The organism is Limosilactobacillus caecicola, assembly GCF_943192935.1.
In the GTDB taxonomy this organism is placed as follows: Bacteria; Bacillota; Bacilli; order Lactobacillales; family Lactobacillaceae; genus Limosilactobacillus; species Limosilactobacillus caecicola.
In genome coordinates this window covers 359660-384035 of the sequence record NZ_CALPCI010000002.1, presented here as the reverse complement: position 1 = coordinate 384035, position 24376 = coordinate 359660, and the positions used below count along the sequence as shown (strand labels likewise).

Sequence of the window (24376 nt, the reverse complement as noted above, 5' to 3'; positions counted from 1 at the left end):
GGAAACCGGACTTTGGCTTTTACTTATGATATACTAACCACAATTATTAAAGAATGAGGGAAGATTAGATGGCTGAAGAAAATTATTACGATATTTTAGGTGTGGACAAGAATGCTTCCGAAAAGGAAATTAATCGTGCATACCGTAAGTTAGCTGCTAAATATCACCCTGACGTTAACCACGAACCTGGTGCTGAAGAAAAGTTTAAAAAGATTAACGAAGCCCACGAAGTATTGACTGATCCGCAAAAGCGGGCCCAGTATGACCAATTTGGTTCTGCTGGTCCCAATGCTGGCCAAGGGTTTGGCGGCTTTGGTGGTCAAGGATTCGGTGGTGGCCAAGGCTTTGGCGGGGCCCAGGGCTTTGGTGACTTCAGCGATATCTTTGGTGACATCTTTGGTGGTGGCCGGGCCCGTCGTGACCCGAGTGCACCACAACAAGGTCGTGACTTGCAATACACCATGACGCTGGACTTCATGGATGCCATTAATGGTAAGGAAACCGAGATTAAGTACAACCGGCAAGCCGAATGTGACGTTTGTCATGGCACCGGTGCTAAGCCAGGGACTTCTCCAGTGACCTGTCATGAATGTCAGGGTCGTGGTTACATTGTTCGGCAACGGCAAACGATGATGGGCATGATGCAATCGCAAGAAACCTGTCCAGTTTGTCACGGCACCGGGAAAGAAATCAAGCCTGAAGACCAATGTACCAAGTGTCACGGTAGTGGTCACATCGCAGAACGGCATGCCTTGAAGGTCAAGGTCCCTGCAGGGGTTGATGATGGTCAACAAATGCGCCTGCAAGGACAAGGTGAAGCTGGTAAGAATGGTGGGCCTTATGGTGACCTGTACATCGTCTTCCGGGTTACCCCAAGTCGTGAATTTAAACGCGACGGGTCTAATATTTTCGTTGATCGTGACATCTCGTTTGCCCAAGCGGCCCTTGGTGACAAAATTAAAGTCAAGACCGTTCATGGCGATGTCGACCTAAAGATTCCGGCCGGCACGCAATCAGAAACGAGCTTTAGGCTTCGTGGTCAAGGGGTTCCGCACCTCAACGGGAAGGGCAATGGTGATGAACATGTCCGGATCCACGTTAAGACGCCAAAGAATTTGAATAAGCGCCAAAAGGAAGCCATGATGGCCTTTGCCGCTGCTTCTGGTGAAGACGTCAAGGGCGTGAAGAGCGGCTTTTTCGATAAACTAAAAGACGCATTTGATGAAAAATAATTGATTGAAAGTGTAGGACGCAATGCTTGCCCCTACGCTTTCTTTGTTTTCTTTGCTATAATTACTAGTAATACGCATTGGAAAGCGAGTAGTGACGAAATGAATTTAGAAGAAATGAAAGAACGGCAAAAGCGGATCCGGAATTTCTCAATTGTGGCTCACATTGATCACGGTAAATCAACGTTGGCCGACCGGATTTTGGAAATGACGGATTCTATTTCCAAACGGGAAATGAAAAACCAAATTTTGGATGATATGCCATTGGAACGTGAGCGGGGAATCACGATTAAGTTGAATGCGGTGGCGCTGACCTACCATGCCAAGGACGGTCAGGACTACATTTTCCACTTAATTGATACCCCGGGACACGTGGACTTTTCTTATGAAGTGTCGCGTTCCTTAGCAGCCTGTGAAGGGGCCGTCTTGGTGGTGGACGCCACGCAAGGGGTGGAAGCCCAGACACTCGCCAACGTCTACTTGGCGTTAGATAACGACCTGACAATCCTTCCCGTGATTAACAAAATTGACCTGCCTTCAGCGGATCCGGAAGGGACGAAGGAACAAATCGAGGACGAAATCGGTCTAGAAACCGATGAAGCCGTTGATATTAGTGCCAAAACCGGTTTAGGCGTTGATGAGGTACTCGAAAAAATCGTCAAAGATGTGCCAGCACCGACGGGCGATTTAACCGCCCCGTTAAAGGCCTTGATTTTCGACTCGAAATACGATGACTACCGCGGGGTGGTTTTGAGTGTCCGGGTCTTTGAAGGCACGGTCAAGAAGGGTGACCGCATTCGGTTGATGAACAGCGGGACCGAGTATGAAGTTGCGGAAGTCGGCATTAACTCTCCGAAACCATTAGAGCGGGATGTGCTGATGGCCGGTGATGTTGGTTACATTACGGCTGCCATTAAGGACATCAAAGATACCCGGGTTGGTGATACGGTGACGAGTGCGACGAACCCAACCGAAAAGCCATTGGAAGGGTATCGGCAGATGACGCCGATGGTCTATGCCGGACTCTACCCAACTGACAATGCTAAGTTTAACGACTTGCGGGATGCTTTAGAGAAGTTACAATTGAACGATGCTGCGTTGACCTTTGAACCGGAATCGTCACAAGCCCTTGGCTTCGGGTTCCGGTGTGGCTTCCTGGGCTTGCTCCACATGGACGTTATCCAGGAACGATTGGAACGCGAATTTGACCTTGATTTGATTACAACCGCGCCATCGGTTACCTATCATGTTGACCTCCATGATGGGACGATGAAGGAGGTCGAAAATCCGGCTGATATGCCGGACGTGACTGAAATCAAGGACATTAAAGAACCGTTTGTCAAGGCTTCAATCATGGTGCCGAACGATTATGTGGGTGCCGTCATGGAATTATGCCAACGCAAGCGGGGCCAGTTCGACACCATGGAATACCTCAGTGATACGCGGGTCAACGTGATTTACCATATTCCGTTGGCAGAAATTATCTTTGACTTCTTTGACAAGTTGAAGTCCAGCACTCGTGGCTACGCCTCCCTCGATTACGAAATTGACGATTACCGGGCTTCTGACCTGGTCAAGATTGATATCCTGTTGAATGGGGATAAGGTCGACGCCTTGAGCTTCATTACTCACCGTGACTTTGCGGCTGAACGGGGTCGGGATATCGCGGCCAAATTAAAGAAGATCATTCCACGGCAAAACTTCGAAATTCCAATTCAAGCGGCAATTGGTTCCAAGATTATTGCCCGGACCAACATTAAGGCCTACCGGAAGGACGTTACGGCACGGATTCACACTGGTGATCCGGACCGGCGGGCGAAGTTGTTGGAAAAGCAAAAGCGGGGTAAGAAGCGGATGAAGGCCGTCGGCAAGGTCGATATTCCGCAGGAAGCCTTTATGGCCGTTTTGCAAACTGATGAAGAAATTGATGATAAATAATCGTTGATATATCAATGATTCGATCTGATACAGTCACAAGTGAAAAGTAAAATTAGACCAATTTTTAGTGGTTTTGCCTATATTTTGCCCACATAAATCAAATTTGTGGGCAAGCAAAAGGGGCTAGACAGATTTTTTAATCTTGTCTAGCCCCTTTAAATTAGGATTTACGATATCAGTTAAACTCTGAATTAGCTCATTATGGTATGATCCAGTTCCATCGTTTTGAAGAGATAAGTTTCATCTTCTGGATAATTTTTTAAATGTTCATTCAGTCTAACATTTATCCAGGCTCGCAAATTATTAAATGGATCTTCATTTGCCATCATTGCTAAGCAAGCAAGTAATGTTCGAATGCTACTTCTGTATTCTCCCCGTTGAAAGGAAGAATGAGAAGCAGTTAATGAGTAGTTATTATAAATAAATGGTGAGTAGATAGTAATTTGATGTTTGTGTGATCTGTAATTATATATTCTGCCACCATGTGCCGATAGGTTTCGATAAGCAAGAATTAGATTTAGTGAATCACCAAAAGCTTGTTTAAGAAATAAACTTTCATCTAAAATTCTTATTGTATTGATATTTTGTCCTGTCATTCGTGCAATAATTTTCTCTTTTATTGATTTGTTCTTTAGAAGGTTAAAGAAATACATAGTTTGTCCAAAAATGACGCAATCACGTAAATTAGCGTCAAATTGGTACAATCCAAATATGTGTTCAAATGTTGCTTCCTTTTTGTATCCTTCATCGTCATCCGTTTTATCCTTCAAGAAAGGATATTTGTAACCGTTAATTACTTCATAATAGCCATAATCAGTTAGCAATTTGGCAGTGGCGTTTTCATTTAATATTCGTAGATTACGACGTTTTAAAATTGCTATTTGTTCTGCGATATTTTTGAAAGGTTTAGCTGTAGACATTTGATCACTTCCTTAAAAATAAAAAAGCAGGTGTATGTACACCCGCTTAGTCGGTCTTAAGCTGACCATTTCAATTGATTAGCTTAATTATCACAGAAAATAACAGTAAAGTCAATACTTGAGCTCGTAATAGAGCGAATTAACCATCAATTACGAGGTAATTTACTGCTTTTGTTGTTCTTCCAACATCTTGACGATCTTTGCTAAAGATTCTTCGGCAGTCGGTTGGGCTGGCTTTTCCTCTTCCTTAGGCTTTTTTGGCATTAGCTTATTCAATGCTTTGACGATTAAAAAGACAACGAAGGCGATAATCAAGAAGTTAATGATTGCATTGATGAATGAACCATACTTAAAGGTGGTGCCACCGACTTTTAAAACCAAGTTGGAAAGGTCGATCCGACCCACGAAAAGACCAATCAAGGGGTTAATCAGGTTATTGACCAGGGAAGTTACGATGGCAGTAAAAGCAGCCCCGATGATGACCCCGACGGCCATGTCGACAACGTTGCCGCGGCTAATAAATTCTTTAAATTCCTTAATCATTGGTGATTATCCTTTTTTGGTTTGGAAGGGGTCGATCTCATTGTCCAAAACTCCCAGGATGTACTTGTAGTTTTGGCCCACGGCGACAGCGCTGGTTAGTTTTTTCACAGTTGGGTCTTCGCTATGGTTCTTGACGCTCGCGTTGTGTTCTAACATCGCGATTGTTAATTCAACGGCTAATTCTTGATTTGACTTGCTCATGAGTAATTGCTCCTTTATCACTAATGTATTGATTATACTAATATGCTACCATTAAATTACTAATTATGGAAAGTGAAATTCATGAATTACGCCTTGGTGGCCGTTTGTGAGCGATCCCCCGGATAGTTTGAAATTAAGGTTAAAAAATAATTAGAAAAACTGTTGACATCTTTTAAGCATCTGTTAATCTATAACCATACTATTACAAAAACGAAGGGAGCTGAAACCATGAATAAGTTTACGATGTGTAACTGTATGCAAAAGCAGAACCGAACTGACATGGTTTCAGTTGGGGATTTTTGTGTTGCATACTAGTTAAAACACATTAAATCACCACCACATTTATCACTGGCTGACCATGAATCCATGGTCGGTCTTTTTTGTTTTAGTTAACAATTTAAATTTAGAGAGGACATAGCGAAATGAAAAGAAGAAAACACCGGGGCATTATTTGGACAATTGTGATTCTAGTAATTCTGTTATTGGGCGGGGGTACCTATTCTTTTGCTCACCGTCAATCTGAACAGACGATTACGTTGGGTTCCCAAGGGACGGACACCCAAGTTTGGCAATATATCGCCAAAAGTAAGGCTGCGAAAAAGGCTGGCTTAAAAATTGAGGTGAAGGATTTTACCGATTCGGCCTCACTAGATAAGGCGACTGCCGAAGGCAAGGTCGACGTGAACGCCTTTCAGTCCTACGCATATTACACGACCTTTAATAAATCGAGCAAGGAAAAGCTGGCCGCGTTGGGGACAACCTATATCCAACCAATGGGTCTGTACTCTGGCCAATATAAGTCGGTCAAGAGTATTCCCAACGGATCTACGATCGCCATTGCGAACGATGCAGCGGCGGAAAGTCGAGGCCTCAAACTCTTAGAGTCTGCTGGGTTGATCAAGCTGAAGAAGCACAATGCTAACACATTAGTTACCCCAAACGATATTACGTCGAACCCGAAGAACCTGCATATCAAGACCATCACGTCGACCCAAACCCCAAGTTTACTAAAAGATAATGGGGTGGCTGCCGTGGTCATTGACAATAACACTGCTCAATCAGCTGGTTTAAACGTCTTTAAGCAATCAATTTACCATGAAAAGTTAAACCAAAACACGAAGGCAAATGTGAATGTCATCGCAACGGCGAAGAAAAACGCTAATAACAAGACTTACAAGAAATTGGTTAAGCTTTATCACAACCGGCAAATTCAAAAGTACATTCAAAAGAAGTTTCCTGGAAAGGTCGAAGTCAACAAACCATTGAGCTATTTAAAGTAGGAGGGCTGCTGAATGAAAATTACATTAACCGGCGATAGTCTGTTTTCGAGTACAAATCTGAACCAACGGTTGGATCCCGCAATCATTACAATATTGGATGCAGCCCAGATCAATTTTACGAACGCTGAGTTTACTACTCCGCGCAGTACGACGGCGCCAGCAGCCGGTCGTGGTTATACCACTGCCGTAGCACCCAACCGCATCGCTGAGCTAACCAATTTAGGTTTTAACCTCATTAACTTCGCCAATAACCATTCGGGAGATTTCGGCATTCAAGGAATCCTGGATACCTACCGAGCGGCTACCAACGCTGGGATTGAGCCGTTAGGAATTGGCCGGTCTTATGATGAGGCAATTAAGCCACGTTTTATCGACTTACCAAATCTCAGGGTTGCCATTGTGTCGGCAACCACGACCCGGTCAGAAGTGTTCTTGGCAAGCAACGCAGGTAATGGTGTCGCGGCTCGTCCGGGGGTGAATCCGTTACGTTGGCAGCGTACCTACGTGGTTGACCCAGAAAAATTCACGCAACTGCAACGCATTAACCAGGAATTGGGCACGGCAAGAAGCCAATCCATTGGGACGGCAATCGAACGTTGGGACAAGCTTCCCAACAACCAGTTGTACCTGGGTTCGATGTACCAAGAAAAACTCCTCATTGAAAAGGGAAACCAGAATTACGTTAAAACCACGGTTAACCAGCATGATTTAACAGTGATTAAAAAGCAACTAGCAGATGCACGGCGGCGGGCTGATTATGTCATTTTTGATTTGCATACTCACGAGGGGGTGGCGGAAAACTGGTACGCTGATGAACCGGCTCAGTTTGTTAAAACGGCGGCTCACGAAATTATTGACGCGGGGGCGGATGTTTTTGTTGGGCACGGTGCACATTTTCTCCGGGGGATCGAGCATTATCATGGTAAGCCCATTTTCTATAATTTAGGCAGTTTTCTAATGGAATTTGAGGCTGGCGAATCATTGATTCCCCCGGAGATGTATGCAGAATACCATCTGCCGACCAATTCAGTTCCATCAGCGTTACATGGTTCCAGAGCCCAGGATCAAGCAGGTCACTTTGTTGGTTTTAATGGGGATCCGGTCTTTTCACAAGGCGCCTTAGTCCAGATTGAGCTTAAAACAGATGGGCCACACTATTACCTGTACCCGACCGATTTGCGGATGCAGGATCAGCGGAATTTGAACCGCGGGATTCCAGTTTTAGCTGATGAGCAACAGGCTCAGCTGGTAATTGAACGTTTGCAGAAACTTAGTAGCCAATTTACGTATGATGGGACGACGCATGAATTAAAATTTAAAAATTAACTCGCTTTCTCATCAATTTTTGAATAGCAACTCTCTTTAGCTACCAACTTAAACAATGGTTGGTAGCTTTTTTCTGCATATTCACGCGCATTGTAAAGTTCGTAGACCACCCATGTTTCCATCAGGGTAATGATACAAATAAGAATCGCGGTGTACATATCGGGTAATAAGAGAAGCAATTTGCTTCTTTAGTTAATTGAACAAGCAGCTTTTAATTGTAAATTTTATTAGTCATTTTATAGTTGAATTGCTTAACATCATGCTTTGAACATACTTTGATAATTATGTGACTAAACTTTGAAATTTAGTTTATTATTTATTATAATATGTAACGTTAAATGAATAAATTTATTTGAGATATTAAGGGGGAAGCTCAATGTCTAGAAATAATGCACAAGAAATTCAAAAAAAGATGACACCACAACGACAACGGTTCGCAATTCGCAAACTCTCGGTCGGTGTGGCGTCCGTGCTTTTAGGGACAACCTTTTTAGTCGGGGGGAGCCACCGTCGTTCACGCTGATAGTGATGTCAATTCAACTGATAACTCAGTAGAAGCAACAACTAATAATCAACTAGCTGTTACTCAACCAACTGAAGCGCAAAACGATTCATCAACGGAAAAGCAAGCGGTTGCTACTGCTCAGGCAGGAACGACTGCTGCATCAAGTTCGCAGTCTCAAGAACCAGCCGCTAGTTCAGCTTCGGCTAGTGAGAGCAGTCAGCAAGTTCAAGTAACTTATCATACGGCGGATATTAAAAAGGATAATGGTGAAATCGTTTTATCTGGCAAGACTTGGGAAGCTAGCCTTGATTTAGCAGATGGCCAGACTGTTCAAGCGGCCGTTCAAGCAGAAATTGATAAAGATAATGCGATTCAAGATAAAATTGATGAAAACACAGGGGCATATGTTAACCAATCACCCCTTCTTCTCCAATATTCTGCTGATCAAGATGCTAGAACCGATGCAGACGGAACAGGCGCTTTAAAAGATCAATATGAGGCTTGGCTTGCTAAAAAAGCAAAAGAATTTCCGTTAGCCGGATATACTTTAGGTGAGATTCAACAAGACAATGATAATTACATTGTTAATTTAATTGATCCCGGTTATAGCAAGATGATTGCGCTTAATGACTGGGAAACATTTAAGCGTCAAATTGAATTTAAGAAGTATTATGGCGATGGCGACACTGCTACTTTTAAGCAAGAAGACAAGATTGGTTATGCCGTGGATTCTACTAGTAAGCTTAGTGCTCGTACCTCCTTATCAATCGTTTATGATGGTTTGGATGGCAACCCTAAGAATGAGGCGGCCACGCAAGTATCAATTGAAGAAGTTAACAGTAAAACCTCAACGATTCCCGGTGCACCAAAAAGTGATGTAAATAAAATTGCTTGGCGCTATGTAACTCCAAGAATATATAATCCCGTCACTGGTCAAATTTATGGTATGAACTCACAGGGTACTGCTACTAATAATGCCTTTCCAATTCAATTTGATGGTGAAAAGGTCGACACAGCTGTTGAAGATGGGGCATGGACCACTACTGAAGGCGATGTTGCTAAAACTGGGACTGCTTTTGGCGAAGTAGGTACTTATGGAATAAGTACGGTATACGGATTTGTAAATGGTCGAAAAGCCACCCATAATCCACCAACAGTTTATATCACTTACTATCACAACCAACCAGTTGTAGTAACTTTTGAAGATGTTACTGATGGTGAAGATAAGGCGATTAACTTATCAAACTTTAATGCGCCCGAACTTACTTGGCAAAGTTCTAATAATGACTTTGTAACACGTCAAGAATCTGATAATGATGTTGACACGTTGCAATTAAAGACCACTGATACTTATCAGGGAACTGACACTAAGTATAGCTACCAAGCAGGTGACTACACTAAGCAAGGCGCTTTGACCACTGATTCACATGCAACAAAGGCTAACAATGCAATTAATGGCTTAACTACCTTAAACTATCAAGATGTATTAAACGCATATCTTGCCAATGGTTACGCTTTTGTAAGCGCAGATGATGATGACCTATCCTACGATAAGGACAAGGTTTGGACTAAAGATTCTAGTACTACGGAAAACGATGGTCACAAGTTAAATGTTTTACACCGTGTTATTAAGTTAGTTCGTACTGCAACTCTGCAGACAGCTACCCAAACGGTAACAAGAAATATTAATTTTGTTGCAGATCGTGAAGGCACACCAACTTTAGCTGATCCGATTAAGCAAACGGTAACTTACACTAGTAGTGAATTTTATGGTGATATTGATGGTAATCCTGTTGCAGTAAAAGGTGAAGCCAAAGACGCTAACGGCAATGTGATGAAGGATGCTAATGGTAACATTCTTTACATTGTAGATGGTACGCAGGCTGCCGCTCCAATTACTTGGACAGCTAAAGATGGCGCTAAATTTAACGCAGTATTAGAGCCAACCGACAGCACCAATCAGATTACCGGTCAAGATACGATTGAAGTTACCGACGGCGCTTTAAAGGGTGATTGGATTAAGTTTGATACTGCTTCGGAAAGTTTAGTTCCAGCGCCAACAACTATCAATGGTGAGTGGAATGGTTATACTCAAAGCAGCCAAGATAAGACCCAATACACGGCACCTGATGTAACTTTGGTTTACTACCAAGAAGCACATGAAAACTCTAATAGCAAGACAGTGAACCGTGTTGTTCACTTTAAGACAGTTGATGGTCAAATTTTGCTTAAAGACATTCCAGTCGAAAGTGTAACTTTTGTTCAAAACTACTATACTGATGGCAACGGTAATGTTGTTAGCGTTAAGACGGTAAAGAATAGTAATGGCCAAGATGTTACCGTCGTTAAGGATGTTTTAACAGGTCAAGATGCCGAAAATGCTAAGGCTTGGAAAGTATCAGATGGCAGCACTGATTTTGCTCAAGTCAATGTACCAGAAATTACTGATGGACTTTTGCCTGGTGACTGGGTTCGAGTAAGTGCTGAAAGAAATAGTGAAAATGGACCAGCAGTTGATGGAGAAATAGTTCCTGCGGAGGAAATTCAAGATACAGTACAGAATGGTGCTGATCAAGAATACACGATCTACTACGCACAAAAGTCGACCCCACAGGGAAACCCAATGCCAGATCAACCAACAACTCCTGATCATCCGGTTGACCCTACAGCTCCGGGTCAACCTACTCAACCAGGGGCACCAGTCGAAACGGTAACGTCAAACCAGCAGGCTACAACTCCAGCGCAACCAGCTAAGGCTGGCAAGTTACCACAAACTGGTAATACTGACAATAAGGATGCTTCATTCGGTGCTTTAGGTTTATTAGGAGCCCTTCTAACTGGGCTTGGCCTCGGTAAGAAGCGTCGTCGTAACTAATTAGCTTCTTAAAAGGGGCTCGGCAATATTCAGGACTGATAGGCAAAAACTATCGGTTCTGTTTTTGTTTTCAGCGGAGCGCTTATGGATTCCGTAATTTTGCCCATTTTCGAATCAGGATGTTACTATCAATACGCCACTTAAATTTGTTAACAAAACGAAAAGTCAGCTACCAGTCCTGATTGACAAAGAGCCAACTAAAAAAGACGATGAATCATTTGATTCATCGTCTTTTTTAGTTGGTCAGAAGTCGTAAAACTTAGGCGTTGCCTTGTAACTTAGCCATGCCGTTCTTAGCAACTTCTTCCAAGGTCTTAGCTGAATCAGCCATGGCCTTCTTTTCACGGTCGTCCAAAGGAACTTCCAATACTTGGGCAACACCGTTGGCGTTAACCACAGCAGGAGTACCAATGTAGATATCCTTCAAACCGTATTCGCCGTTCAATGGCGCACCGATTGGCAAAACGGCATTTTCATCATGCAAGATGGCCCGTGAAATCCGGGTGAGGGCAGTAGCAACACCGTAGAAAGTGGCCCCCTTCAAGTTGATGATTTGGTAGGCCTTCTTCCGAACGTCGTCTTCGATCTTGAGTAATTCGTCCATGGAAACGCCCTTTTCCTTGGCAAGGTCCAGAACAGGAACACCACCAATGTTGGCGCTAGAGTAAGCAGCAAATTCGGAGTCACCGTGTTCAGCCATCATGTTAGCTTCCACGTCGACTGGACTAACATCAAAGAGCTTTGCCAAAGCAACACGCAAACGAGCTGAGTCCAGTGAAGTACCAGAACCAACAACCTTGTTCCGTGGGAAGCCAGAAAGCTTTTGAACCGCGTAGGTCAACACGTCAACTGGGTTAGCAGCAACCAAGAAGACACCGTCGAAGCCGGACTTCATAATTGGTTCAACACAAGACTTGATGATCTTCAGGTTCTTGTCAACCAGTTGCAAACGGGTTTCACCTGGCTTTTGTGGGGCACCAGCTGTCAAAACGACCAAGTCGGCGTCCTTGCAAGTGTCGTAATCAGCAGAGTAGAAAATCTTTGGAGCCGTAAATGGGGTCGCATCTTCAAGGTCTAATGCGTCACCCTTCGTCCGATCCTTGACGATATCGACAATTGCAAATTCTTCAGCAATTCCTTGTTGAGCCATGGCGAAAGCGTAGCTTGAACCTACGGCACCGTCACCAACAAGAACAACTTTTTGATGATTCTTTGACATAGAAACACTCTCTTTCATTCAAAAAATTAGGCTGATCAAAATGACCAACCGTTTACATCTTTGAATTATAACATTAAATGACAATTACCGTCATTAGCGAATTAGGGTTTTAGTGAAAAATCGAGCCGAAGCCGACTGCTAAGCCACCAACAATTAACACGATGGCGGGAATTAAGAGGGCCTTGATGAAGAAGCCAACGAGGGCTACGATAATGAGAAAGCTGAGGAGCCAGAGGGAAAATTTGAATAGTTTCCAGAGGATCCAAAGGGCAATCAGCCCAATCAATAAACTCATTGCATCTCTTCCTTTCTATATTTGCTAAATATTATATCAATATGAATTGAAAAGGAGATTTGTTTTTGAATAGTTTTAAGAGATCTTTAGTTTCTCTACCTTTTGTCAATGGGGACCCTGTGGTAGAATATAGTTTAATTAGCAATGGTCAAATCAAAAAAGTTGGGAGGTGGTTACCATTTTAAATCGGACCAAGCAATTCATGCGCGATAATGATTTAACTTATAAGAAAGAATATATCCGGCCAATGATGACGCCGGAACACGTTTATGTCTTTCGATTTGGCAAACACAAGCTCAACAACCGGGTAATTATCCGTTATTCTCATACCTGGACGGGCCGCCTAAAAATCAACGAAATTGATGTGCGGCTTCATCACCAGCACCACCCCCGGATTTTTAAAACGGAAAACGATCTGATCCTTTACCTCACGGAACACCTCGAAAAAAAGAAGGCCCGCAAGCGTGAAGCCAAGAAAATGGATAAAAAATGTTCCACAAAGGAAAATGTTGAACATGCAAAGGGCGACGATTAAGGTCGCCTTTTTTATAACAAAAAGGAGCGTGAAAAAATGGATTGGACAGCCATTACGGTGGAAACGTCAAACGAAGCCGTTGAAGCCGTTAGTTATATTTTAACGGACCTGGGTTCAACAGGGGTTAAAATCGACGATGCCGCTGATTTTGCGAAACTCAAACCGGGTAAGTATGGCCTTTATGGTGAGATTGTTGACCCGGCAACTTTGCCACACCGAAAAGAGGGGGCCGCTGTGACCGGCTACTTTCCACCCAAAGTATTTGTGCCGGAGCTAGTGGATGAAATTCAGCAACGCGTCAACCAATTAAGTCTTTTTGACCTCGATCCTGCACCAGCGCGGGTGACTAGTGCCACGATTGACAACCAGGAATGGGCAACGGCCTGGCAGAAATATTACCACCCGGTCCGGGTCACGAGTCATTTGACGGTTGTACCGGAATGGGAAGAATATCAACCAACCCACCCGCATGAACAATTATTGGTCCTAGACCCGGGAATGGCCTTTGGTACGGGAACACACCCGACGACTCAGTTAATGTTGCAAGCCTTAGAGATTGTGATCATGGGCGGTGAATCAATGATTGACGTTGGGACGGGTTCTGGTGTCTTGGCCATTGCTGCCAAGTTGCTGGGCGCTGGCGATGTGGCGGGTTACGATGTTGACCATGTGGCAGTTGAATCTGCCAAAAAGAACGTGGCGCTCAATCCCGCAGCCAAGGAAGTCCAGTTGGGTGTGAATAGTTTGTTAGACGGCATTCATACCCCAAAGGACGTGATTGTGGCCAATATTTTGGCAGAAATCATCTTGCCCCTGATTCCCCAAGCGTTTGAGAACCTGCGGCCTGGTGGCAACTTTTTGACTTCCGGAATTATCAAGGACAAGTTTGAACAGGTCCGTGATGCTGAACAACAACAGGGCTTTATTATTGACGAAACCCTACGAATGAAGGATTGGTATGGCATTATCGCACACAAACCAGCGGAGGACGAATAATGCAACGGTATTTAATTGACCAACCGACGCCAGCTAATCACCAATTAGTGCTGCCGGATGATGTGGCGCACCACTTTGTGACGGTGCTGCGTGCTCAAGGTGGTGAAGAGTGTGAAATCGTCCTGAATGACCAACGGGTTTATCGGAGCAAACTAACTCAACTTGAACCCGCTACGGTGGAATTAATCGAGCAGTTAGATCAGGACGCTGAATTGCCAATCCACGTTACCCTAGCTTGTGGTTTGCCGAAGACGAAGGATAAGCCGGAACTGATTGTGCAAAAGGGGACGGAAATGGGGGCGGATGCCATTATCTTCTTTGAATCCGCACGCTCAGTGAGCCATTGGAATAGTCAGAAGCAGGCTAAAAAGGTTGCCCGTTTGCAAAAAATTGCTGACGGTGCAGCAGAACAGTCGCACCGGAACCGGGTTCCATCAGTGAGTTATTTACCGGATTTAAAAACGCTTCTTGAGCGGGTTCCTACTGATCAACGGGTTGTGGCCTGGGAAGAGTCTGCCAAACAGGGCGAAGAAAGCCGCTTGGCTCAATTGCTGCGACAGGCACAGTCGGGAGATCGGTGGTTAGCTATTTTTGGCCCTGAGGGCGGGCTAACGACTGAAGAAATTGCTGTGATGGAACAGTCTGATACCGTGCCGGTAGGACTTGGACCCCGAATTTTACGGACCGAAACAGCTCCGCTATATTTCATGGCGGCAGTTTCTTTTGCTTTAGAGTTAAGTTAACTGCTCGGTCAAGTTAAGATGTGATAAAATTAATCCATTAAATTGAGAAGAATGAAGGAATGTGCATGAAAGCAGTTGGACGAAAAATTGATTGGAAGTTTTTATTGGCCTGCCTGGTAATTGGGGTGGTCCTCACCGCCTTATTTGCTAAGCTACCATTTATCTCACGGGTTACAATGATGTGGCTCGACCTGATTATTATCAATGGCGGCTTTAGTATTTGGCTCGGCCGGCATTACAGCGAGGAAGCGGGAGCATGGAAGAAGCTCTTTGTGTTCCCAATCCTTTACCTGATTGGCGGTTACTTCTTTACGCCCCATTACATGTGGTACTTTGCATTAATTTACTTAGGAGTGAGCTATTTAGCCTGGTCAATGAAACGCAACGCCTAGTGAGGAGGGGTGAAAATGTCAAAAGTCAAAGAACTTACTCACGAAGATGTCAAGAAAATGATTTCTTCGTATATGAATGAAGAGCATGTCGCACTTGTTGAACGAGCCTACCACTTTGCGGAAGTGGCGCACCATGATCAAGTGCGCAAATCAGGGGAACCATACATTATTCACCCAATTCAAGTTGCCGGGATTTTAGCTGAATTGCGGATGGATCCAGAAACGGTTTGTGCTGGCTATATGCACGATATTGTGGAGGATACTGGCGCCACTCTGGATGATATTCGGGAAATTTTTGGGCCGACGATTGCCCTGATCGTAGATGGTGACACCAAAATTAGCAAGATCCACTATAAATCCAATAAGGAACAAATGGCGGAAACTCACCGGAAATTACTGCTCGCCATGAGCAAGGATATTCGGGTGATGATCGTTAAATTGGCGGACCGCTTACATAATATGCGGACACTGAGTCATTTGCGTCCGGACAAGCAACGCCGCATTTCCAACGAAACGCTGGAAATATATGCACCAATTGCTGATCGCCTTGGGATTAGTACGATCAAGTGGGAACTAGAAGATCTCTCTTTGCGGTACCTTAACCCGCAACAATACTACCGGATTGTCCATTTGATGCATTCCCGACGTGACCAACGGGTCGCTTACATTGATGAAGCCATTAAAGAAGTCCAAAAGGCCATGGCGGACCTTGACTTAGGCCCTAATGTGGAGATTTATGGACGGCCTAAGCATATTTACTCCGTTTACCGTAAAATGGTGACCCAACACAAGCAATTCAGTGAAATTTATGATCTGCTGGCGGTTCGGGTGGTGGTTGACTCCATTCGTGATTGCTATGCCGTGTTGGGGGCGATTCACACCACCTGGACACCAATGCCGGGACGGTTTAAGGACTATATCGCGATGCCGAAGGCCAATGGCTATCAATCACTGCACACGACGGTAATTGGTCCGGAAGGCCGTCCTTTGGAAATTCAAATTCGGACGCATCATATGCACGAAGTGGCTGAATACGGGATTGCAGCTCACTGGGCTTACAAAGAAGGTAAGACCAACGGCGTTCAAGCCACCCGCGACAGTCAGAAATTGAATGTCGTGAAGGAAATTTTGGAAATGCGCAGTGAGAGTCACGGCACCGATGAATTTATGCAGGGTGTGCAAAGTGACGTTTTTACTGACAAGGTGTATGCCTTTACTCCGAAAGGCGACGTTATTGAAATGCCCAAAGGGGCCGGACCGTTGGATATGGCTTACCAGATTCACACGGAAATTGGTAATCACACGACCGGGGCGAAGGTCAATGGGCGAATTGTGCCATTAAACTATGAAATTAAAAACGGTGATATCGTTGATATTCTGACTTCCTCCTCTTCTGCGGGACCAAGTCGTGATTGGGTCGACCTTGTCTCGACGCGGCGGGCCCGGAATAAAATCCGGCAGTTTTTCCGCGCGCATGATCGTGAAAAGAACATCGTGGAAGGCCAACGGATCATTGAAGAACAACTGCGTGAAGATGGCCTTGAACCATCAGAATTTATTACCCCCAGCCAAACCGCCAAGGTTGCTAGCGAAATGCATTTTAAGGATGCGGACGACCTCTTTGCAGCCGTTGGTTTTGGTGATGTGACTCCTGTTGGGGTAAAAAATCGCTTTACAGCGGACCTCCGTGAAAAAGTCAAAAATGACAAACAACGAGAAGAAGAAAAGGCCCTTTTGGAGGACCATAAGACTCTGGAAAGTTCGGAGAGTGATAAAAAGAAGATCACGAAGGGGCACGATGGCGTAATCGTTGAAGGGGTTGACAACCTCTTAACTCGTTTGAGCCATTGCTGCAGTCCAGTGCCAGGGGACGAGATCGTTGGTTATATCACGAGGGGTCGCGGGGTTTCCGTTCATCGAGTTGATTGTCCCAACATTAAGGCTGCAGAAAAGAGTGGTCAGCGGATCGTTAATGTTTACTGGAGCAATCCAGATGGTGATAAGACCAATTACAATGCTGACATTGAAGTCCAGGGGTATAACCGGAACGGAATGTTAAATGATGTCCTCCATTCGATTAACAACAACACCCGTTTCCTGACTTCCGTTAACGGGAAGGTTGATCACGATCGGCTGGCAACGATCTCCGCTTCCGTGGGTGTTCGCAATCGCCAGCAGTTAGAAATCATCATGGACGCGCTCAAGAATATTCCAGACGTTTACGTGGTGAAACGAGTAATTCACTAGGAGGATGACGACAGTATGCGGGTAGTATTGCAACGGGTAAACCATGCCCAAGTCAGCGTTGATCACCAGGTGATTGGTAAGATCAATCGTGGATACATGCTTTTGGTTGGGTTTGGTCCTGATGATGATGAAGCAACCCTTGATTATATGGTCCACAAGATTACTAACTTGCGAGTTTTTGAAAGTGAACCAGGTAAGATGAACCTGGGCTTGAAGGACGTTGATGGGGCGATTTTGTCGATCTCACAATTTACGTTATATGCAGATGTGAAGCATAGTAACCGTCCAGGATTTTCCAAGGCGGCTAAGCCATCATTGGCGGAACCACTGTACCAGCAATTTAATCAAAAACTGGCGGCGACCGGGATTCATGTCGAAACGGGCCAATTTGGCGCTGACATGAAAGTCGATTTAGAAAACGATGGTCCGGTCACAATTCTGTACGAAAAATAAGGATTCTAAAAAAGAATGAGATTTTTTTAATTTTCGCTATTGACATTTAGTAAGTCTGAAATTATAGTATAAGCATACTTTATCAAGAGAGGAGATTTCACCATGTTTGGTTCACAAAAATTTGCTTGTTGCATGTGTACTCAAATGAATAGTCGAACTGACATGGTGGCAGTTGGACGCTTTTTGAGTGTACGTTAAAGAGCAGTCCATATCTCCAATGAATGAGGTCGCTAGCCATGTTTGGCTAGCGGCTTTTTTTGTTTTGGTAAATGAGAAAGGAATGATGATTCGTATGAGTTGGGATGTTATCCAACAAAGCCTGCCAGAATTTGCTAAGGGATTTCGGCTAACCCTTTGGTTATCATTAATCGGCATTATTGGTTCGGTAATTGTTGGAATTATCACTAGTTTGGTTCGGTATTTCCGAGTTCCGGTGATTAGTAAAATTTTGGGTGCGTATGTCGAAATTGGTCGGAATACCCCGTTACTAATCCAATTGTTTTTCCTCTACTATGGTTTTCCTGTGATGGGGTTGAAATTATCAGCAGAGGCGAGTGGAATTATTGGTTTGATCTTTCTTGGTGGTGCCTACATGGCCGAGGGCTTTTCAGGAGGATTTAATGGCATTAGCCAAGCGCAGATTAATGCTGGTGAAGCCTTGGGAATGAACCGTTGGCAATTGGCGCGGTATGTTGTTCTGCCACAAGGGCTCACCTTGAGTGTCCCGGCATTTTCTGCGAACGTCATTTTCTTAATTAAAGAAACATCAATTTTTTCGGTGATTGCAATTCCTGAACTCACGAACACGGCACTTGACTTGATCGGGATGTACTACCGTTCCAACGAATACTTATTGGTTTTGGTGATCGCGTATGCAATTATCTTGATTCCATTAATTCTACTGTTAGATTGGCTAGAAAGGAGGGTTCGTTATGGCTCATTCGGGGATTAGTGTTCTGTTTGAAGGAACTAACTTTGTACGACTCCTTGGTGGCTTGTGGACTGCCGTTTGGATCGCTGCATTATCGTTAGTTTTTGGTTTAATTTTAGGTACGATCTTCGGTTTATTAAGAACCATGCGTAACCGCCTGATTAGGTTCATTCTCTTGCTATATCTAGAGTTTTTCAGAATTGTCCCAACGATCGTGTTGTTGTTCCTGGTTTATTACATTTTGCCACGGCAATTTAATATCAATATGCCAGCAACTTGGATGGCGGTTCTAGCGTTTACGTTGTGGGTAGCTGCTGAATTTAGTGACATTGTGCGGGGAGCAATTGAATCAGTTCCCCAACACCAGCGTGAGTCAGGGTTGGCGCTAGGTTTAACACAGTGGCAACTTTTCCGTTATGTACTCTTGCCACAAGCATTTCGCCTTGAACTACCGGCCACGATTAATCTTGCAACCCGGGTAATCAAGACGACATCTTTGTTGATGACCATTAGTATTATGGACGTCATTAACGTTGGTCAACAAATTGTGGAAGCAAATAATCAATCGCATCCTACTGGAGTCTTTTGGGTGTATGGTTTGATCTTTATTTTGTACTTCATTGTTGACTATCCATTATCGGTGTGGGCAAAACACCTGACTGCTAAGCAAAAGGAAATTTAAGTAGGTGAAAACATGGCAGATGAAATTTTAAAAGTTGAACATCTGAATAAATTCTATGGTGATTGGCAAGCTCTTCATGACATCAGTTTCGATTTAAAGAAGGGTGAAGTGGTAACGCTACTTGGTCCATCAGGATCTGGAAAGAGTACGTTGATCCGTACCTTAAATGGATTGGAACCATTTAAAGATGGCACCATTTCGTTTAAAGGACAGGCCATTGATCCAACAATCAAGAACTGGCAAGCATTACGTCAAGAGATCGGAATGGTTTTTCAAAGTTATGATTTATTTCCGAATTTAACAGTGCTGGATAATATTTTACTTGCACCAACGAAGGTCCAAAAACGACCGCGAGAGGAGGTGAAAAAGGAAGCCTTAGAGTTGTTGGAGCGGGTTCACTTGGCAGACCAAGTTGATTCTTATCCGCGCCAGCTATCTGGTGGACAAAAGCAGCGGATTGCAATTGTACGGGCGTTGGCAATGCATCCTGAAGTGATGTTATTTGATGAAGTGACTGCCTCATTAGACCCTGAAATGGTTCGGGGAGTTCTAGAAATTATTAAAGAGTTATCAGATCGAGATCATATGACAATGATTATTGTGACGCACGAAATGAATTTTGCCGCTAAAATTGCTGATAAGGTTCTCTTTTTGGAGGACGGGCGTATTTTGGAACAGACCCCGGGTAAACAATTCTTTGCGCATCCTCAAACAGAACGTGCTCAAGAATTCTTATCAAGTATGGATTTTTAATCAAGGGAGAGAAAGAAAATGAAATTTAATTGGAAAAAAATAATCAAGACCGCGATTGCGACAGTTAGCGTTGCATCATTAGTGGCAACTTCTGTGGTTCAAACGACAACAACCACGACGGCAAATGCCGCAACTAATTCTAGTTCAGTGCAAGCCATTAAGAAGCGTGGTGTTCTGAAGGTAGCCGTTTTTGGTGACTTGCCACCATACGGTTGGGTAAACAAGAATGGTAAGCGTGTTGGTTATGACGTTGCTTTAGCGCGACGGATGGCCAAGGACTTGGGCGTTAAGATCAAGTTTGTTCAAGTTAACGCTAATAACCGTGTTGATACTCTGAATTCAAACAAAGCGGACATTGTTCTGGCTAACTTCACCGTTACTTCTGCACGGAAGAAAGTAGTTGACTTTGCTAAGCCATACATGAAGGTTTCCGTTGGGGTTGTTTCTCCAAAGAAGAAGGCAATCACCAAGGTGAGTCAATTAAAGGGTAAGAAAGTCATCGTTACGAAGGGAACCACTGCTGAAAACTACTTCACGCAACACCAAAAGAGTGTTACACTCCTGAAGTTTGATTCTAAGACACAACAATTTAATGCTCTGAAGAACAACCGGGCGGCTGCTTTAGCTGATGACAACTCCTACTTGTACGCATGGGTTAAGAAGAACCCGAAGTATACTGTTGGCATCAAGAGCATTGGACCAAAGCAATACATTTCACCAGCTGTAAAGAAGGGTAACAAGTCCTTGCTGAAGTGGACCAATCAAGAAATCACTAAGTTGAACAAGGAAGACTTCTTTACTAAGGATTACAATAAAGAATTGAAGCCATACTTCGGTAGTGAAGTTAAGCCTTCTGACATTGTTATCACATCTAACAAGTAAATAATTATGTAAAATTGGCGTCTCCTATCAAAAGGAGACGCCAATTTTTTAGTGTGGAATTTTAGTAACGATCCAGAATATTGTCGACGGCAGCACCATACGTTTCGCCAAAGAGGATTAGGTGCATGCACAGGTAGTAGAATTGATACCAAGGTAAACGGTCTTGGTAACCAGGGGTTAACGGGTAGACATCGTTGTAAGCTTGGTAGAAGGCGGGCGAGAAGCCACCAAAGATGGTCGTCATCGCAAGGTCGTATTCGCGATCACCATAGAGGGCATCCGGATCAATCAAGGTGGGGGTGCCGTCTTGGGCAAACATGTAATTACCTGACCACAGGTCACCATGTAAGAGGCTGGGGGTGACTTGGTGGTTCGAGTAGTATTGATCAAAAGCTTGCGTCATTTTTTGGTAATGCTGGTCACGCCAGTCATTCCAACGCCCCGCCTCTTTGGCAGCTTCGATCTCTGGAGCTAATCGTTGGTTAAGGTAAAAATCACGCCAACTATCGTTCCAAGAATTATCCTTTACTAATGCTTTGGTACGGTGATTGGTGTAGAAGCCAAATTGATCATGAGTCTGTTGGTGCATTTTAGCAACCGTTTGACCTAAGGCAGCCTGATTTTCCAGCCCCTCATCAATCCAATTTAAAATTAGATAGGCGTCACCATCAATTTCACCTGAGGCAATCGGTGTCGGGGTATTAACGACCTTACCAAGTTCCTGTAAGCCACGCTCCTCGTGAGCAAAGTATTCCTTGGGGTGGTGTGGCTGCACCTTAACAAAGTAGGGGATTCCTTCCGAAATGACGCGGTAGGCTTCATTGATGTCACCACCACTGACGGGGTCCCACGAAGAGATTGGTGCAATTGGCAATGAACCAAACCAAACTGTATTTTCCATTCTTTAAACTTCCTTTCTTTATTGGATTTGCTTTAAATAATCATTGATTCCAGCACGAATATCTTGAGCGACCCTTCTTTGAAAACTGGGCCGGCGGATTTGGCGAAAGTCTTTTTTACTATTGACGTAGCCGGTTTCACACAGGATCGAAGGAATAGACGTGTCCCGGATGACGAGAAAGTCACCAAAATCGATTCCCCGGTTGCTCAAGGGGAGATTGCTGAAATGCCGACTAACGGCCCGTGCCAGGACCTTCGAGCGATTCTGGTGGTAATAATAGGTTGTCACTCCGGAGGCCTCATTGCGGTTCGGCGAAGAATTGAGGTGGAGACTGATAAAACAGTCGACCTGCTGGTTTTCGGCGATTTTGACCCGTTCTTTTAAACCAACTGCCCGATCCTTGGACCGGGTCATGACCACCCGGGCACCAGCCTTCTCTAATTGGCGCGCGAGCCGCTTAGCGATGGCGAGGGTATAAGTCTTTTCCTGGTACCGGCTTTTTGAAGAATCAGTGAAGTAGGCTGCCCCGCTGTCACTACCACCGTGTCCCGGATCAATCGCAATTGTCGCGCCGGCCAGATAATTGCTTTTTTTGAGTGGCGTATGCGAGTGAATTAACCAACTTGGCACCCAGGCACTCTGGTGGTCATTAAGACGCACCCGGTACCAACTATGTCGTTCGCCGGTGATGAGAACCCGGTGGGTTTTGCTGACCTTGACGGTTGAATAGGAAATGCCGGGGCCGCTTTTGACTGGCATGGTTTCTGGATTGACCATCACGGTACCGCGGTAGATCAAGGCGATGATGAGTAAGATACTGACAATGATGAACCCGCAGGCCACCAATTGTGATTTATTAAGGGGTTGTTTTTTAATCTCCGCCACCTCCTGGAATAGCTTTCATGTTCAAGTTTAAAAATCCGCAAAATGAAAAGCAAGGATTTCGGTTGGATTTACTGAAAAAGATTGACTAATGGGTAGATGACGAGTAACCTTATGAACGTAGATTAATAATTAATGACCGATGAAAAAGAGTGATTGATCAGCACGCAAGCCAGCGAGTGGGTGAGAGTGAAAGGCCCATTGTGGTGCGATTGAGTGACACTTTTGAGGCCCGGCAATGCCCGTCGTATTGACGACGTTATCAATGAGTGATACCAAGGTGGTACCGTGCTTTTTGCACCCTTGTTTTTGCAAGGGTGCTTTTTTATTTATTGGTTAATGAGGAGGATGCATAATGCGTTATCAACGACCAAAAGGAACAGCGGATATCTTACCAGGCGCTTCTGCCAAGTGGGATTACGTTGAACAACTGGCCCGGCAAATTTTTCAAAAATATGGTTACCGGGGCATTCGGACACCAATGTTCGAAAGTTATGACATTTTCGCGCGCTCTGCGGGTGATACTTCCGATGTCGTAACCAAGGAAATGTATGATTTTAAGGATAAGGGTGACCGTCACATTGCCCTGCGTCCCGAAGGAACTGCCGGCGTTGTGCGGGCTTTCAATGAAAATAAATTGTATGGACCAGAATACCAAAAGCCATACAAGGTTTATTACATGGGACCCATGTTTCGTTATGAACGCCCCCAATCTGGTCGGCAACGTGAGTTCCACCAAATTGGGGTGGAAGCATTTGGCAGCGACAATCCAGCGGTTGATGTCGAAGTCATCGCGATGGCATTGCAGCTCTTTACCCAACTTGGGTTGAAGGACTTGCGGGTTGCCGTCAACACCCTTGGGGACCAAAAGAGTCGGAATGATTACCGGACGGCTCTGATTGACTATTTGAAGCCCCACTATGATGAACTCAGTGAAGATTCTCAGGAACGGCTGGAAAAGAACCCATTACGGGTCCTTGATAGTAAGGATCCACGGGACCAAAAGTTTGTGGCGGATGCTCCATCCATCCTGGATTACTTAACTCCGGAAGCCCATGACCGGTTTGAACAGGTTAAAAAGATGTTAGATGCTTTGGAAATTGACTATGTCGTTGATCCTGACATGGTCCGGGGCTTAGATTATTACAACCACACGATCTTTGAAGTGATGGTGAAGGCCAAGTCACTCGGCAATGGTTACACGACCATCTGTGGTGGTGGCCGCTACAGTGGCCTCGTTGAACAACTTGGGGGCCCAGACCTGTCTGGAGTCGGCTTCGGAATTGGTGAAGAACGGTTATTGCTGTTGCTAAATGATGAAGGGGTTCAGCTGCCGGTTGAAGACCAACTTGATATTTATGTCGTTGGTATTGGTGATGAAACCAACCTCGAAAGCCTCCAATTAGTGGAGGCTGCTCGTCATGCGGGATTATCCGCTGACCGTGATTACCTTGGTCGGAAGCCTAAGGCCCAATTCAGAACTGCCGACCGCTTAAACGCCCGCGTGGTTCTGACGGTTGGTAAGCGTGAATTAGAGGAAGGCAATGTCCATTTCAAAGTGATGGCCACTGGTCAAGAAGTCACTGTGCAAGTAGCAGACTTATTAAGCAACTTTGGACAAGTGTTCAAAGCACATGTTGAGGGGTAA

At 44.6% G+C, this 24376-nt stretch carries 24 protein-coding genes; 17 read left to right on the top strand and 7 right to left on the bottom strand.

Annotation, left to right across the window (positions count from 1 at the left end; all coding sequences use genetic code 11):
• Nucleotides 1-68 precede the first annotated feature (68 nt).
• Both dnaJ and lepA read left to right on the top strand, forming a co-directional pair.
• The gene (dnaJ, locus tag NFR43_RS04500) at nucleotides 69-1232 is read left to right on the top strand and encodes a molecular chaperone DnaJ (protein ID WP_251546870.1); all 1164 of its coding nucleotides are present in this window, start codon (nucleotides 69-71) and stop codon (nucleotides 1230-1232) included.
• A 99-nt stretch (nucleotides 1233-1331) separates the two neighbouring features.
• Complete coding sequence (gene lepA, locus NFR43_RS04495; RefSeq protein WP_251546868.1) at nucleotides 1332-3167, top strand: translation elongation factor 4; 1836 nt, start codon at nucleotides 1332-1334, stop codon at nucleotides 3165-3167.
• A gap of 191 nt (nucleotides 3168-3358) precedes the next feature.
• Here lepA and NFR43_RS04490 read toward each other — a convergent pair whose 3' ends face one another.
• The 3 genes from NFR43_RS04490 to NFR43_RS04480 form a co-directional block, all read right to left on the bottom strand.
• Nucleotides 3359-4087: an Abi family protein gene (locus NFR43_RS04490; RefSeq protein ID WP_251546866.1), complete on the bottom strand. Its 729-nt coding sequence runs from the start codon at nucleotides 4085-4087 to the stop codon at nucleotides 3359-3361.
• A 162-nt stretch (nucleotides 4088-4249) separates the two neighbouring features.
• Nucleotides 4250-4630 carry a large-conductance mechanosensitive channel protein MscL gene (gene mscL / locus NFR43_RS04485; RefSeq protein WP_251546863.1) on the bottom strand — a complete coding sequence of 127 codons (381 nt, stop codon included), beginning with the start codon at nucleotides 4628-4630 and terminating at the stop codon, nucleotides 4250-4252.
• A gap of 6 nt (nucleotides 4631-4636) precedes the next feature.
• A complete protein-coding gene (locus NFR43_RS04480) occupies nucleotides 4637-4831 on the bottom strand; it encodes a hypothetical protein (RefSeq protein WP_251546861.1) in 195 nt (64 codons plus the stop codon).
• A 422-nt stretch (nucleotides 4832-5253) separates the two neighbouring features.
• On the opposite strand from NFR43_RS04480, the gene NFR43_RS04475 reads away from it, so the two are divergent.
• From NFR43_RS04475 to NFR43_RS04460, 4 genes are all read left to right on the top strand, one after another.
• Nucleotides 5254-6111 (top strand): MetQ/NlpA family ABC transporter substrate-binding protein, encoded by an 858-nt coding sequence (locus NFR43_RS04475; protein ID WP_251546859.1) that lies wholly within the window; start codon nucleotides 5254-5256, stop codon nucleotides 6109-6111.
• 12 nt (nucleotides 6112-6123) lie between these two features.
• The gene (locus tag NFR43_RS04470; protein WP_251546857.1) at nucleotides 6124-7437 is read left to right on the top strand and encodes a CapA family protein; all 1314 of its coding nucleotides are present in this window, start codon (nucleotides 6124-6126) and stop codon (nucleotides 7435-7437) included.
• 376 nt (nucleotides 7438-7813) lie between these two features.
• Nucleotides 7814-7960, top strand: coding sequence for a YSIRK-type signal peptide-containing protein (locus NFR43_RS04465; protein WP_251546855.1), 147 nt, complete (start codon nucleotides 7814-7816; stop codon nucleotides 7958-7960).
• A gap of 595 nt (nucleotides 7961-8555) precedes the next feature.
• Complete coding sequence (locus tag NFR43_RS04460; protein ID WP_251546853.1) at nucleotides 8556-10817, top strand: LPXTG cell wall anchor domain-containing protein; 2262 nt, start codon at nucleotides 8556-8558, stop codon at nucleotides 10815-10817.
• Between the two features lie 259 nt (nucleotides 10818-11076).
• Here NFR43_RS04460 and NFR43_RS04455 read toward each other — a convergent pair whose 3' ends face one another.
• The gene (locus NFR43_RS04455; RefSeq protein WP_251546851.1) at nucleotides 11077-12036 is read right to left on the bottom strand and encodes an L-lactate dehydrogenase; all 960 of its coding nucleotides are present in this window, start codon (nucleotides 12034-12036) and stop codon (nucleotides 11077-11079) included.
• 109 nt (nucleotides 12037-12145) lie between these two features.
• On the bottom strand, nucleotides 12146-12331 hold the full coding sequence (locus tag NFR43_RS04450) for a hypothetical protein (RefSeq protein ID WP_251546849.1): 186 nt from the start codon (nucleotides 12329-12331) through the stop codon (nucleotides 12146-12148).
• A gap of 202 nt (nucleotides 12332-12533) precedes the next feature.
• Between NFR43_RS04450 and NFR43_RS04445 the strand changes: the two genes are divergently transcribed.
• The 10 genes from NFR43_RS04445 to NFR43_RS04400 all read left to right on the top strand — a co-directional run bounded on the left by NFR43_RS04445 (nucleotide 12534) and on the right by NFR43_RS04400 (nucleotide 20945).
• Nucleotides 12534-12866: a hypothetical protein gene (locus NFR43_RS04445; RefSeq protein ID WP_251546847.1), complete on the top strand. Its 333-nt coding sequence runs from the start codon at nucleotides 12534-12536 to the stop codon at nucleotides 12864-12866.
• A gap of 36 nt (nucleotides 12867-12902) precedes the next feature.
• Nucleotides 12903-13862 (top strand): 50S ribosomal protein L11 methyltransferase, encoded by a 960-nt coding sequence (prmA, locus tag NFR43_RS04440; protein WP_251546845.1) that lies wholly within the window; start codon nucleotides 12903-12905, stop codon nucleotides 13860-13862.
• Nucleotides 13862-14605 carry a 16S rRNA (uracil(1498)-N(3))-methyltransferase gene (locus NFR43_RS04435; RefSeq protein ID WP_251546843.1) on the top strand — a complete coding sequence of 248 codons (744 nt, stop codon included), beginning with the start codon at nucleotides 13862-13864 and terminating at the stop codon, nucleotides 14603-14605. The genes prmA and NFR43_RS04435 overlap by 1 nt, the downstream gene beginning before the upstream one ends.
• Nucleotides 14606-14670: 65 nt before the next feature.
• The gene (locus NFR43_RS04430) at nucleotides 14671-14997 is read left to right on the top strand and encodes a hypothetical protein (RefSeq protein WP_251546841.1); all 327 of its coding nucleotides are present in this window, start codon (nucleotides 14671-14673) and stop codon (nucleotides 14995-14997) included.
• Nucleotides 14998-15012: 15 nt separating this feature from the next.
• Nucleotides 15013-17244, top strand: coding sequence for a RelA/SpoT family protein (locus NFR43_RS04425; RefSeq protein WP_251546839.1), 2232 nt, complete (start codon nucleotides 15013-15015; stop codon nucleotides 17242-17244).
• A 15-nt stretch (nucleotides 17245-17259) separates the two neighbouring features.
• A complete protein-coding gene (gene dtd / locus NFR43_RS04420) occupies nucleotides 17260-17697 on the top strand; it encodes a D-aminoacyl-tRNA deacylase (RefSeq protein WP_251546837.1) in 438 nt (145 codons plus the stop codon).
• 292 nt (nucleotides 17698-17989) lie between these two features.
• Complete coding sequence (locus tag NFR43_RS04415; RefSeq protein ID WP_251546835.1) at nucleotides 17990-18649, top strand: amino acid ABC transporter permease; 660 nt, start codon at nucleotides 17990-17992, stop codon at nucleotides 18647-18649.
• Nucleotides 18630-19310 (top strand): amino acid ABC transporter permease, encoded by a 681-nt coding sequence (locus NFR43_RS04410; RefSeq protein ID WP_251546833.1) that lies wholly within the window; start codon nucleotides 18630-18632, stop codon nucleotides 19308-19310. The genes NFR43_RS04415 and NFR43_RS04410 overlap by 20 nt, the downstream gene beginning before the upstream one ends.
• A 12-nt stretch (nucleotides 19311-19322) precedes the next feature.
• On the top strand, nucleotides 19323-20063 hold the full coding sequence (locus NFR43_RS04405) for an amino acid ABC transporter ATP-binding protein (RefSeq protein ID WP_251546831.1): 741 nt from the start codon (nucleotides 19323-19325) through the stop codon (nucleotides 20061-20063).
• An 18-nt stretch (nucleotides 20064-20081) separates the two neighbouring features.
• Nucleotides 20082-20945, top strand: coding sequence for a transporter substrate-binding domain-containing protein (locus NFR43_RS04400; RefSeq protein ID WP_251546829.1), 864 nt, complete (start codon nucleotides 20082-20084; stop codon nucleotides 20943-20945).
• 61 nt (nucleotides 20946-21006) lie between these two features.
• Here NFR43_RS04400 and NFR43_RS04395 read toward each other — a convergent pair whose 3' ends face one another.
• The gene (locus NFR43_RS04395; protein WP_251546827.1) at nucleotides 21007-21846 is read right to left on the bottom strand and encodes a fructosamine kinase family protein; all 840 of its coding nucleotides are present in this window, start codon (nucleotides 21844-21846) and stop codon (nucleotides 21007-21009) included.
• 18 nt (nucleotides 21847-21864) lie between these two features.
• Complete coding sequence (locus tag NFR43_RS04390; RefSeq protein ID WP_251546826.1) at nucleotides 21865-22731, bottom strand: N-acetylmuramoyl-L-alanine amidase; 867 nt, start codon at nucleotides 22729-22731, stop codon at nucleotides 21865-21867.
• A 352-nt stretch (nucleotides 22732-23083) separates the two neighbouring features.
• On the opposite strand from NFR43_RS04390, the gene hisS reads away from it, so the two are divergent.
• Nucleotides 23084-24376: a histidine--tRNA ligase gene (gene hisS / locus NFR43_RS04385; RefSeq protein ID WP_251546824.1), complete on the top strand. Its 1293-nt coding sequence runs from the start codon at nucleotides 23084-23086 to the stop codon at nucleotides 24374-24376.

Coding starts and splice junctions, on each gene's coding strand:
- NFR43_RS04470 (WP_251546857.1), top strand. CDS start 6,124: ATGAAAATTACATTAACCGGCGATAGTCTGTTTTCGAGTACAAATCTG.
- NFR43_RS04410 (WP_251546833.1), top strand. CDS start 18,630: ATGGCTCATTCGGGGATTAGTGTTCTGTTTGAAGGAACTAACTTTGTA.
- NFR43_RS04395 (WP_251546827.1), bottom strand. CDS start 21,846: ATGGAAAATACAGTTTGGTTTGGTTCATTGCCAATTGCACCAATCTCT.
- NFR43_RS04415 (WP_251546835.1), top strand. CDS start 17,990: ATGAGTTGGGATGTTATCCAACAAAGCCTGCCAGAATTTGCTAAGGGA.
- hisS (WP_251546824.1), top strand. CDS start 23,084: ATGCGTTATCAACGACCAAAAGGAACAGCGGATATCTTACCAGGCGCT.
- NFR43_RS04425 (WP_251546839.1), top strand. CDS start 15,013: ATGTCAAAAGTCAAAGAACTTACTCACGAAGATGTCAAGAAAATGATT.
- NFR43_RS04460 (WP_251546853.1), top strand. CDS start 8,556: ATGATTGCGCTTAATGACTGGGAAACATTTAAGCGTCAAATTGAATTT.
- NFR43_RS04445 (WP_251546847.1), top strand. CDS start 12,534: ATGCGCGATAATGATTTAACTTATAAGAAAGAATATATCCGGCCAATG.
- dtd (WP_251546837.1), top strand. CDS start 17,260: ATGCGGGTAGTATTGCAACGGGTAAACCATGCCCAAGTCAGCGTTGAT.
- dnaJ (WP_251546870.1), top strand. CDS start 69: ATGGCTGAAGAAAATTATTACGATATTTTAGGTGTGGACAAGAATGCT.
- NFR43_RS04465 (WP_251546855.1), top strand. CDS start 7,814: ATGTCTAGAAATAATGCACAAGAAATTCAAAAAAAGATGACACCACAA.
- NFR43_RS04475 (WP_251546859.1), top strand. CDS start 5,254: ATGAAAAGAAGAAAACACCGGGGCATTATTTGGACAATTGTGATTCTA.
- NFR43_RS04435 (WP_251546843.1), top strand. CDS start 13,862: ATGCAACGGTATTTAATTGACCAACCGACGCCAGCTAATCACCAATTA.
- NFR43_RS04450 (WP_251546849.1), bottom strand. CDS start 12,331: ATGAGTTTATTGATTGGGCTGATTGCCCTTTGGATCCTCTGGAAACTA.
- NFR43_RS04400 (WP_251546829.1), top strand. CDS start 20,082: ATGAAATTTAATTGGAAAAAAATAATCAAGACCGCGATTGCGACAGTT.
- mscL (WP_251546863.1), bottom strand. CDS start 4,630: ATGATTAAGGAATTTAAAGAATTTATTAGCCGCGGCAACGTTGTCGAC.
- lepA (WP_251546868.1), top strand. CDS start 1,332: ATGAATTTAGAAGAAATGAAAGAACGGCAAAAGCGGATCCGGAATTTC.
- NFR43_RS04480 (WP_251546861.1), bottom strand. CDS start 4,831: ATGAGCAAGTCAAATCAAGAATTAGCCGTTGAATTAACAATCGCGATG.
- NFR43_RS04455 (WP_251546851.1), bottom strand. CDS start 12,036: ATGTCAAAGAATCATCAAAAAGTTGTTCTTGTTGGTGACGGTGCCGTA.
- prmA (WP_251546845.1), top strand. CDS start 12,903: ATGGATTGGACAGCCATTACGGTGGAAACGTCAAACGAAGCCGTTGAA.
- NFR43_RS04490 (WP_251546866.1), bottom strand. CDS start 4,087: ATGTCTACAGCTAAACCTTTCAAAAATATCGCAGAACAAATAGCAATT.
- NFR43_RS04405 (WP_251546831.1), top strand. CDS start 19,323: ATGGCAGATGAAATTTTAAAAGTTGAACATCTGAATAAATTCTATGGT.
- NFR43_RS04430 (WP_251546841.1), top strand. CDS start 14,671: ATGAAAGCAGTTGGACGAAAAATTGATTGGAAGTTTTTATTGGCCTGC.